Annotated in this window: 7 protein-coding genes and 1 pseudogene; 7 read left to right on the forward strand and 1 reads right to left on the reverse strand. The window is 71.5% G+C overall.

Annotated elements, in window-relative coordinates; translation table 11 throughout:
- Positions 1–6: 6 nt before the first annotated feature.
- The 5 genes and pseudogenes from OHT51_RS39555 to OHT51_RS39575 all read left to right on the forward strand — a co-directional run.
- A complete protein-coding gene (locus OHT51_RS39555) occupies positions 7–1,182 on the forward strand; it encodes an acyl-CoA dehydrogenase family protein (protein WP_328883727.1) in 1,176 nt (391 codons plus the stop codon).
- 9 nt (positions 1,183–1,191) lie between these two features.
- Positions 1,192–2,034, forward strand: coding sequence for an oxygenase MpaB family protein (locus OHT51_RS39560; RefSeq protein WP_328883728.1), 843 nt, complete (start codon positions 1,192–1,194; stop codon positions 2,032–2,034).
- Positions 2,035–2,098: 64 nt separating this feature from the next.
- Positions 2,099–4,339 carry a serine/threonine-protein kinase gene (locus OHT51_RS39565; protein ID WP_328883729.1) on the forward strand — a complete coding sequence of 747 codons (2,241 nt, stop codon included), beginning with the start codon at positions 2,099–2,101 and terminating at the stop codon, positions 4,337–4,339.
- A gap of 73 nt (positions 4,340–4,412) precedes the next feature.
- Entirely contained in the window at positions 4,413–5,990 is a 1,578-nt protein-coding gene (locus OHT51_RS39570) for a phytoene desaturase family protein (protein WP_328883730.1), read from the forward strand.
- Between the two features lie 35 nt (positions 5,991–6,025).
- A pseudogene (locus tag OHT51_RS39575) lies at positions 6,026–6,169 on the forward strand (MmyB family transcriptional regulator); the annotation flags it as partial.
- Positions 6,170–6,175: 6 nt separating this feature from the next.
- On the opposite strand, the gene OHT51_RS39580 reads toward OHT51_RS39575, so the two are convergent.
- The gene (locus OHT51_RS39580) at positions 6,176–7,954 is read right to left on the reverse strand and encodes a serine hydrolase (RefSeq protein ID WP_328883731.1); all 1,779 of its coding nucleotides are present in this window, start codon (positions 7,952–7,954) and stop codon (positions 6,176–6,178) included.
- Positions 7,955–8,122: 168 nt separating this feature from the next.
- Here OHT51_RS39580 and OHT51_RS39585 point away from each other — a divergent pair, with 168 nt between their 5' ends.
- Together OHT51_RS39585 and OHT51_RS39590 are read left to right on the forward strand one after the other, a co-directional pair.
- Positions 8,123–9,232: an NAD(P)H-dependent flavin oxidoreductase gene (locus OHT51_RS39585; protein ID WP_328883732.1), complete on the forward strand. Its 1,110-nt coding sequence runs from the start codon at positions 8,123–8,125 to the stop codon at positions 9,230–9,232.
- A 23-nt stretch (positions 9,233–9,255) separates the two neighbouring features.
- Positions 9,256–10,806: an acyl-CoA synthetase gene (locus OHT51_RS39590; protein ID WP_328884582.1), complete on the forward strand. Its 1,551-nt coding sequence runs from the start codon at positions 9,256–9,258 to the stop codon at positions 10,804–10,806.
- The last annotated feature ends 2 nt before the right edge of the window (positions 10,807–10,808 follow it).

Genomic DNA, 10,808 nt, shown 5'->3' on the forward strand with positions numbered 1-10,808 from the left:
GGCGCCGTGCATCTCGAATACTCGCCCGAGCAGCAGCGGCTGCGCACCGAACTGCGTGACTACTTCGCCAAGTTGGTGCCGGACCTCGCGCAGACCCGCTTCACCGACCCGGCCGCCCAGAAGCGCTACTACCGCAGGACGATCCGGCGGCTCGGCACGGACGGCTGGCTCGGCGTGGGCTGGCCCAAGGAGTACGGCGGCCGCGGCCTGACCGCGATGGAGCAGTTCATCTTCTTCGACGAGGCGGCCCAGGCGGGCGTACCGCTGCCGCTGATGGCCCTCAACACCGTCGGCCCGACGATCATGCAGTACGGCACGGACGAGCAGAAGGCGTACTTCCTGCCGAAGATCCTCTCCGGCGAGCTCGACTTCGCGATCGGCTACAGCGAGCCCGACGCGGGCACGGACCTGGCGGCCCTGCGGACACGCGCCGTGCGCGACGGCGACGAGTACGTCGTCAACGGCCAGAAGATCTGGACGACCAACGGCGACACGGCCGACTGGGTCTGGCTGGCCGTCCGCACCGACCCGGACGCGCCGCACAAGGGCATCACCATGCTGCTCGTCCCGACCACCGACCCCGGCTACTCCTGCACCCTCATCAACACCCTCGCCTCGCACGACACCACCGCCAGCTACTACGAGAACATCCGTGTCCCGGTCTCCCGCCGCGTCGGCGCCGAGAACCAGGGCTGGCGCCTGATCACCAACCAGCTCAACCACGAGCGCGTCACTCTGGCCGCCCACGGCACCATGGCCATCCGCGCCCTGCACGACGTCCAGCGCTGGGTTACTGAGACCAAGCTCGCCGACGGCCGCCGGGTGGTCGACCTCCCCTGGGTGCGCCGCCGCCTCGCCCAGACCCACGCCAAGCTCGACGCCCTCAAGCTCCTGAACTGGAAGATGGTGAGCGCCGTACAGGACGGCACGCTCACCCCGCAGGACGCCTCCGCCGTGAAGGTCTACGGCTCCGAGGCGCGCCGGGACGCGTACGCCTGGCTGATGGAGATCGTCGCCGCACCCGGTGCGCTGAAGGAGGGCTCGGCGGGATCCGTGCTCCACGGTGAGCTGGAGCGCGGCTACCGCTCGGCCGTCATCTTCACCTTCGGCGGCGGCAACAACGAGATCCAGCGGGAGATCATCTCGTGGATCGGGCTGGGGATGCCGAGGGTGCGGCGTTAGCCTGCGGGCATGGGCGACCCCGGGCTGTTCACCCCGAGTTCCGTGACCTGGCAGATGCACGGCGACCCCATGATGTGGGTCGCCGGAATCCGCGCGCTCTACCTCCAGGCCCTCCATCCGCGCGCCGTACGCGGCGTCATGCAGAACAGCGACTTCCGGCACGACGCCTGGGGCCGCCTCCTGCGCACCGCCAACTTCGTCGGGACGATCTCGTACGGCACCACCGAGGCCGCCGAGAAGGCCGGCGCGCGCGTGCGGCGGATCCACAGCATGCTGAGCGCGACCGACCCGGACACGGGGGAGCGGTACGGCGTCGACGAACCCGAGCTGCTGCTGTGGGTGCACTGCGCCGAGATCGACTCGTATCTCCAGGTCGCGCGGCGCTCCGGCTTCCGCCTCACCGACGCGCAGGCCGACCGCTACATCGACGAACACCGGGTCAGCGCCCGCCTGGTGGGCCTGGATCCCGACGCCGTACCGGCGAACCGGGCCGAGATGGCGGCGTACTTCGAGAAGGTGCTGCCCGAGCTCGCGTGCGGATCCGAGGCACGCGCGGTGGACGACTTCCTGCTCCGCCCGCCGACGCATCCCCTGCTCGTCCCGGCGCGCGGGGTGCTGTGGCGGCGCATGGCACACCTGGCGTACGCCGCTCTGCCACCGTACGCCCACGAGCTGTACGGCAGACCGGCGCCGAAACCCGCCACCGTCACCCGCCAGTTGCGTGCCACGGGCACCCTGCTGCGCGCTGTTCCCGCACGTCTGCGCTGGCAACTCCCGCCCAAACACATCCTGCGCGCCATGGCACGACTCGGCCCCGGCTCGCGCCCGGCACCGTACAAACTCGGACGATAGCTCGCCATACTGGACGAGCCGGGGGAGGGGCAAGGCTGACCGTGACGGGGGGCGATCGCGGGCGATGGGGGACAGCAGGCTGATCCAGGGCCGGTACCGACTGCTCGATCCGATCGGGCGGGGCGGTATGGGCGAGGTGTGGCGGGCGCGCGACGAGTCGCTGGGCCGGCATGTCGCCGTGAAGTGCCTCAAGCCGCTGGGACCGCAGCACGACCACTCCTTCACGCGTGTCCTGCGGGAGCGGTTTCGCCGCGAGGCCCGGGTGGCCGCGGCGCTCCAGCACCGCGGCGTGACCGTGGTCCACGACTTCGGCGAGTCCGACGGGGTCCTGTTCCTGGTCATGGAGCTGCTCCAGGGCCGCAACCTCAGCCAGCTCCTGGAGGACAACAAACACCATCCGCTGCCCGTCCCGGACGTCGTCGAGATCGCCGACCAGGTCGCCGCCGCCCTCGCCTACACCCACCAGCAGGGCATCGTGCACCGCGACCTGAAGCCCGCGAACATCATGCGGCTCGCCGACGGCACGGTGAAGATCTGCGACTTCGGCATAGCGCGCCTCGCCCATGACATCGGCCTCACCTCCCGGCTGACCGGCACCGGCATCGCGATGGGCACCCCGCACTACATGTCGCCGGAGCAGATCGGCGGGGAGGAGGTGGACCAGCGCAGCGACCTGTACTCGCTGGGATGCGTGCTGTACGAGATCGCCACCGGAGTGCCGCCGTTCGACCTGGACGACCCCTGGGCGATCCTCGTCGGCCACCGCGACACCGTGCCCCGGCCGCCGCGCAGCCACCGCGCCGAGCTGCCCGAGTACTTCGAGCAGGTCATCCTCGACCTGCTGGCCAAACGCCCCGAGGAACGCCCGCACGACGGACGCGAGTTGGGCCGTCGGATCGGTCTGGGCCGTACGACACCGACGTATGTGCCGACCGTGGTGACCCCGCAGCCGGACCTCAGGCCACCGGCGCCCGTGACCCGCGAGCCCCGCCTGCCGTCCTGGACCCGCGGCATGACCACCGGCCACAAGGCCACCGGCGCGGGCCTGCGCACCACACCTCCGGACGCCGGGGCCGGCCTCACCGGCGAGTGGATCCCACGGCCCACGACCGGCCGGCCCGAGGAGGCCGCCGTACCCGACGAGGCGCCCACCCCCTCGGCTGCGGCGCTCGCCGCGCTGGCCGGACGGCACAACGCAGGTCTCAGCCTAGGCCGACTGGGCCGCTGGAGCGAGGCGGGCGAGGTGCACCGGGCCGTCGCCGCCGAGCGTGAGCACCTGCTCGGCGCCGACCACCCGGACACCCTCGCCAGCCGCTACGAGGTCGCCTTCACCCTCAGCCGCACCGGCCGGGCCGCCGACGCCCTGCGCGAGTACAAGCACGTCGCCCGCGCCCGTAGCCTCTCCCTCGGCCCCGACCACCCCGAGACGCTCGCCGCCCGGCAGGAAATGGCCTACGTGCTCGGCCAGTTGGGCCGCCACTTCGACGCGCACCAGGTCTACACGTCCGTACTGACGGCAAGGGAACGCGCCATGGGCGCCGACCATCCCGACACGCTGCGCTGCCGTCACAACCTCGCCTTCAACCTGAGCAGACTCGGCCGCCTGGAGGACTCGTACCGCATGGCCGGCGAGGTCGCCGTCGCACGCGCCCGCGTCCTCGGCCCGCACCACCCCGACACCCTGGTCACGCGCTACGAAGTCGCCTACGCCCTCGGCCAGTTGGGCCGCTGGGCCGAGGCCCTGCAGACCTACCGCGAGGTCGCCGACGCCCGCGCCCAGGCCCTCGGCCCCGACCACTCCGACACACTCGCCGCCCGCTACGAGGTCGGCATCAGCCTCGGCCGCCTCGGCCGCAGTGCGGAGGCCCTCCAGCTCTACCTCGACCTGATCGACGACCGCACCCGCGTGCACGGCCCCGCCCACCCCGAGACCCTGCGCGCCCGCCACGGTCTCGGCGTGAACCTCGGGCGCCTCGGACGCTGGGAGGAGGCGCTCGCCGAGTCCCGGGACGTGTGCGCGATCCGTGAGCGCGTGCTGGGACCCGACCACACCGACACCCTGGTCAGCCGACGCGAGGTCGCGGTGAGCCTGGGCTGGCTGGGCCGCTGGCCGGACGCGCTCACCGAGTACCGCAGGGTGGCCACCGCCCGCGAACACGTCCTCGGCGCCGACCACCCCGACACCCTCGCCAGCCGGAACGACGAGGCCCACTGCCTGGAGCAGCTCGGGCGGGGCGCGGAGGCGGTCGAGCTGTACCGGAGGGTGGCGGTGCTGCGGCAGCAGCGGGCGTCCTCAGGCCGGTGAAGCCCGGTGGCGGGCCGTGACTCCGGCGCGTTCACCTATGGCCGACCTAGATCATCACGTGTTACGAAGAACCATGCCAGCACACGAGGGACACCCGGGACACCGTACGTACGACGCCGTCATCGTCGGCGGAGGCCACAACGGCCTGGTCGCCGCCGCCTATCTGGCCCGGGCCGGGCGGTCCGTGCTGGTCCTCGAGCGACTGGACCGGACCGGAGGCGCCGCGGTCTCCACGCGCCCCTTCGCCGGCGTCGACGCACGGCTCTCCCGCTACTCGTACCTGGTCAGCCTGCTGCCCAAGAAGATCGTCCGGGACCTCGGCCTGGACTTCCGCGTCCGCACCCGCAACGTCTCCTCGTACACGCCCGTGGACCGGGACGGACAGCCGACCGGACTGCTCGTGGGCGGCGGCGAGCGGCGCACCCGGGAGGCGTTCGCCCGGCTGACCGGCGGCGAGCGCGAGTACGCGGCCTGGCAGCGCTTCTACGCCATGACCGGCGAGGTCGCCCAGCGCGTCTTCCCGACCCTCACCGAGCCCCTGCCCAGCCGTGAGGAGCTGCGCCGCCGGGTGGACGACGAGGAGGCCTGGCGGACCCTCTTCGAGGAGCCGATCGGCGTCGCGATCGAGGACCGCTTCACGGACGACCTGATCCGGGGCGTGGTCCTGACGGATGCCCTGATCGGCACCTTCGCCGACGCCCATGACACCTCGCTCAAGCAGAACCGTTGCTTCCTGTACCACGTGATCGGCGGCGGCACCGGCGACTGGGACGTCCCCGTCGGCGGCATGGGCGCCCTCACCGACGCGCTGGCCACGGCCGCGCGCGAGGCGGGCGCGGTCGTCGTCACGGGGCACGAGGCGGTACGGATCGACACGGACGGCCGTACGGCGGAGATCAGCTATCGCACGGCCGACGGCGAGGGAGTCGTCGCCGCCCGGCACGTCCTGGTGAACGCCTCCCCGCAGGAACTGGCCGCCCTCACCGGCGACACCACCCCGGCCGCCGCCGAGGGCGCCCAGCTCAAGGTGAACATGCTGCTCAAGCGCCTGCCCCGGCTGCGCGACAGCTCCGTCGACCCGCGCGAGGCCTTCGCCGGCACCTTCCACATCGCCGAGGGCTACGACCAGCTGGCCACCGCCCACGCCCAGGCCGCCGCCGGCGAACTCCCCGCCGCCCCGCCGTCCGAGATCTACTGCCACTCGCTGACCGACCCGACGATCCTCGGCCCCGCCCTCGTCGAACGGGGCTACCAGACCCTCACCCTGTTCGGCCTGCACACCCCGGCCCGGCTCTTCGAGCGCGACAACGACGCCGTACGCGACGAACTGCTGAAGTCGACGCTCGCCCAGCTGGACGCCCACCTCGCCGGGCCGCTCGCCGACTGTCTGGCGACGGACGCCGACGGACGGCCCTGCATCGAGGCGAAGACCCCGCTGGACCTGGAGCGCGACCTGCGCCTTCCCGGCGGCAACATCTTCCACCGCGACCTGGCGTGGCCGTACGCCCAGGAGGACACCGGCCGCTGGGGCGTGGAGACCCGCCACCCGAACGTGCTGCTGTGCGGGGCGGGCGCGGTGCGTGGGGGAGGGGTCAGCGGGGTGCCGGGGCACAACGCGGCGATGGCGGTACTGGAGGCGGTCGGCGACTGAGACCGGCCCTGCTCAGGCCGGTGACGTAGGACGCGCGGTCGCTCTACGGCGTATCGGACGTGGCCGAGTTCGCACGGAACTCGACGCAGCAACTGCGCGCCGCCGCGGCCCGCTACCCCGACGACCCGGAACTCGCCGCGCTGATCGACCACCCTGTCGCCGGCCCCGTCACCGTCAATTCCCGGTCAGTTTCCTGAGGCGGTCCACCCGCTTGCCGTGATCCGTGCCGCGTCCGCGGGCCGGACCTCGTCGAAGAGGACGGAGTGCGCCGTCTCGACGTGCAGACCGTCGACGTACGCGCCACGGCCCACGTACAGCTTGTCGGTGGTGTACCGCCAGCGGAGTACCAGCTGCCGGCGCGCGGGGAGTTGCGCCGTGAGGCGGTGCCAGACGCGGCCCGACCAGCCGGTGACCGTGCCGGTCGGGTGGGCCTGCGTGCTCTCGCCCGGGCGTTTCGTCGTGAAGGGGAGCGGAGCCCAGGTCGTGCCGCCGTCCGTCGTGGACTCCAGGACGAGGACGTCCGCCTGAGGCTCCGTGTCCCACCACAGGGCGCAGTGCAGCTCCGCCTCGCCGGAGGAGGCGTCGAGGGCGGGGAGCGCGAGCGTCGCGGTCGTGGCGGTCGCCATGCCCGAGAACCATGCCGTACGGCCGTGGCGCGGACGGACCGCTACGGCACGGGCCATGTTGTCGGCGGCGGCGACCCGGGGCGCGGAGCCGGAGCGCCAACTGCGTACCGGGTGGACCGAGTTGCCGAGCACGGCGAGGAAGGAGTCGGTCGTCGGGTCGAGGACGAGACAGGTGCCGGTGAAGCCGGTGTGTCCCGCTGTGCGCGGGGTGGCCATGGCGCCCATGTACCAGTGCTGGTAGAGCTCGAAGCCGAGGCCGTGCTCGTCACCGGGGAAAGCGGTGTTGAAGTCGGTGAACATCAGCTCCACCGACTCCGGCTCCAGGATGCGGCATCGTCCGTAGGCGCCGCCGTTGAGCAGCGTCCGCCCGAGGACGGCCAGGTCCCACGCGTTCGAGAAGACGCCGGCGTGGCCCGCGACCCCGCCCAGGCTGAAGGCGTTCTCGTCGTGCACTTCGCCCCATACGAGCCCACGGTCCAGGCCCGACCACGGCAGCCGGGCGTCCTCGGTTGCCGCGATCCGCGGCTTCCAGGCGGCGGGCGGGTTGTAGCGGGTGCGGCGCATGCCGAGCGGGCCGGTGATCTCGTCGTGGAGAAGCGTGTCGAGAGTTCTGCCGGTGATCTTCTCCAGGACGAGCTGGAGGGAGATCAGATTCAGGTCCGAATAGAGGTACTTGGTACCCGGCGGATTCAGCGGCGCCTCGTTCCAGATGAGTTGCACCTTCTCCTCGTACGTCGGCGCCTTGTAGAGCGGGATCCAGGCGCGAAACCCCGAGGTGTGGGTCAGGAGCTGACGGATCGTGATGTCCTGCTTGCCCGCGCGGCCGAAGTCCGGGAGGTAGGACGCGACCGTGGCCTCCAGCCCGAGCTCACCCCGTTCGATCTGCTGCACGGCGAGGATCGAGGTGAACAGCTTGGACACCGAGGCCAGGTCGAAGACGGTGTCCTCGGCCATCGGGATCTGCTGGGCGGCGGGGAATTCGACCCCGGTGTCGGTCTTCTCGTCGTACGCCTCGTAGCGCACGGCCATCCCGATGGGCTGGTGCAGGGCCACGGTGCCGCCGCGGCCGGCGAGCAGCACGGCACCGGCGTACCAGGGGTGCTTGGGGGAGGGGCCCAGGAACCTCTCCGCGTCGGTGACGAGCCGGCGGAGGTGGGAGGGGAGGAGGCCGGCGCGTTCGGGGGAGCCGTGGCGCAGGGTGGGGCTTGAGGTGCGCGCCGCCGCCGCGGCTGCCGCCACCGGTCCCGCGGGCAAGGGCGCGATGGTCAGAGCACCGCCCAAGGCCATCGCGGCCCTGCCCAGTTGACGCCTGGTCAGTCCGGTTCTGCCGTCGGTCATCGAGGTTCCTCCCGCCACTCCGGCTGAAAGTATCTTTCCGGGATCACCTTGCGTGGTGAAACTTTCGTGTCAGGTGGGAGTGGTGTCAACGGGACGGTCACCCAAGAGATCTGACGGTGTATCAGAAAAGGCCTTCCGTCGTCCGGAGGTCTGCGGCATTCTGCGCCCATGCAGACGGAGCTGAGCAAGAAACTGGGAGTCGAGCACGCCATTTTCGGCTTCACGCCGTTCCCCGCCGTCGCCGCGGCCATCAGCCGGGCCGGCGGTTTCGGAGTGCTCGGCGCGGTCCGCTACACCGCCCCCGACGACCTCAAACGCGACCTCGACTGGGTCGAGGCGCATGTCGACGGCAGGCCCTACGGGCTGGACGTCGTCATGCCCGCGAAGAAGGTCGAGGGTGTCACGGAATCCGACGTCGAGGCGATGATCCCGGAAGGGCACCGGCAGTTCGTCCAGGAGACCCTCGCCAAGTACGGCGTGCCCGAACTGGCCGAGGGGGAGGCGTCCGGCTGGCGGATCACCGGGTGGATGGAGCAGGTCGCCCGCAACCAGCTCGACGTCGCCTTCGACTATCCGATCAAGCTGCTCGCCAACGCCCTCGGGTCACCGCCCACGGATGTCGTGGAACGCGCCCATGACCGGGGCGTGCTCGTCGCCGCACTCGCGGGCAGCGCCCGGCACGCCCGCAAACACGCCGAGGCCGGCATCGACATCGTCGTCGCCCAGGGCTACGAGGCGGGCGGCCACACCGGTGAGATCGCCTCCATGGTGCTCACCCCGGAGGTGGTGGAGGCGGTCGACCCTCTGCCCGTACTGGCGGCCGGAGGTATCGGGAGCGGCCAACAGGTAGCGGCGGCATTCGCTCTCGGCGCCCAGGGTGTGTGGCTGGGCTCCATGTGGCTGACCACCACAGAGGCCGACATGCATTCCCCCGGCCTGACCCGCAAACTGCTCGCCGCCGGGTCCGGCGACACCGTCCGCTCCCGCGCCCTGACCGGCAAGCCCGCACGCCAGCTGCGCACCGAGTGGACCGACGCCTGGGACGACCCGGACGGGCCCGGCACCCTCCCCATGCCCCTGCAGGGACTCCTCGTGGCCGAGGCCGTCTCGCGGATCCAGAAGTACGAGGTCGAGCCGCTGCTCGGCACACCCGTCGGCCAGATCGTGGGCCGGATGAACAGCGAACGCAGTGTCCAGGCCGTCGTCGACGACCTCACCCGCGGCTTCGAACAGGCCGTGCAGCGCATCAACCGCATCGCCGGAAGGAGCGGCCAGTGACGAGCACCCCCGCCACCCCCACCGTGAGCACCCCGCCGGTCGGCTTCTGGGCCCAGGCCGCCGCCGATCCCGACCGCCCGGTCCTCGTCGCCCCCGACGGCGAGCAGTGGACCGCCGGACGTCTGCACGCCGCCGCCAACCGTCTCGTGCACGGCCTGCGCGCGGCCGGCCTCGGACGCGGCGACGCCTTCGCGGTCGTCCTCCCCAACAGTGTCGAGTTCTTCACGGCCTACCTGGCCGCCACCCAGGCCGGCCTCTACCTGGTCCCCGTCAACCACCACCTCGTCGGCCCCGAGATCGCCTGGATCGTCGCCGACTCCGGCGCCAAGGTGCTCATCGCCCACGAGCGTTTCGCCGAGCCGGCCCGCCAGGCCGCCGACGAGGCCGGCCTCCCGGCCACCCACCGGTACGCCGTCGGCGAGGTCGAGGGCTTCCGGCCGTACGGCGAACTCGTCGACGCACAACCGGAGTCGGCACCCGCGGAACGCGAGCTCGGCTGGGTCATGAACTACACCTCGGGCACGACGGGGCGCCCCCGCGGCATCCGCCGCCCGCTGGCCGGCAAACCGCCCGAGGAGTCCTACCTGGGCGGCTTCCTCGGCATCTTCGGCATCAAGCCGTTCGACGCCAACGTGCACCTCGTCTGCTCGCCGCTCTACCACACCGCGGTCCTCCAGTTCGCGGGCGCGTCCCTGCACATCGGGCACGGGCTGGTCCTGATGGACAAGTGGACACCGGAGGAGATGCTCCGTCTGATCGACGCCCACAAGTGCACGCACACCCACATGGTCCCGACCCAGTTCCACCGCCTCCTCGCGCTTCCGGAGGACGTAAGGGGCCGCTACGACGTCTCCTCCATGCGGCACGCCATCCACGGCGCCGCCCCGTGCCCCGACCATGTGAAACGGGCCATGATCGAGTGGTGGGGCCACTGTGTGGAGGAGTACTACGCCGCCAGCGAGGGCGGTGGGGCCTTCGCGACCACCGAGGACTGGCTGAAGAAGCCCGGCACGGTCGGCAAGGCCTGGCCGATCAGCGAACTCGCGATCTTCGACGACGACGGAAACCGGCTGGCGCCCGGCGAACTCGGCACCGTCTACCTGAAGATGAACACCGGCGGCTTCAGCTATCACAAGGACGAGGCCAAGACGCGGAAGAACCGCATCGGCGACTTCTTCACCGTGGGCGACCTCGGCTGTCTCGACGAGGAGGGCTATCTCTTCCTCCGCGACCGCAAGATCGACATGATCATCTCCGGCGGGGTGAACATCTACCCCGCCGAGATCGAGTCCGCCCTGCTCGCCCACCCGGCCGTCGCCGACGCCGCCGCCTTCGGCATCCCGCACGACGACTGGGGCGAGGAGGTCAAGGCCGTCGTCGAACCGGCTCCCGGCCATGAACCCGGCCCGGCCCTCGCCGCCGCGATCCTCGACCACTGTGCCAGCCAACTCGCCGGGTACAAGCGGCCCAAGAGTGTGGACTTCATCGCCGAGATGCCGCGGGATCCCAACGGGAAGCTGTACAAGCGGCGGTTGCGGGAACCTTACTGGGAAGGGCGCACGCGCCCCGTGTGACG

It is taken from the genome of Streptomyces sp. NBC_00299 (assembly GCF_036173045.1).
Classification (GTDB): domain Bacteria; phylum Actinomycetota; class Actinomycetes; order Streptomycetales; family Streptomycetaceae; genus Streptomyces; species Streptomyces machairae.

Excerpts from the sequence above, each read along its gene's own strand:
- OHT51_RS39570 (WP_328883730.1), top strand. The coding sequence starts at position 4,413 with ATGCCAGCACACGAGGGACACCCGGGACACCGTACGTACGACGCCGTC.
- OHT51_RS39565 (WP_328883729.1), top strand. The coding sequence starts at position 2,099 with ATGGGGGACAGCAGGCTGATCCAGGGCCGGTACCGACTGCTCGATCCG.
- OHT51_RS39585 (WP_328883732.1), top strand. The coding sequence starts at position 8,123 with ATGCAGACGGAGCTGAGCAAGAAACTGGGAGTCGAGCACGCCATTTTC.
- OHT51_RS39580 (WP_328883731.1), bottom strand. The coding sequence starts at position 7,954 with ATGACCGACGGCAGAACCGGACTGACCAGGCGTCAACTGGGCAGGGCC.
- OHT51_RS39560 (WP_328883728.1), top strand. The coding sequence starts at position 1,192 with ATGGGCGACCCCGGGCTGTTCACCCCGAGTTCCGTGACCTGGCAGATG.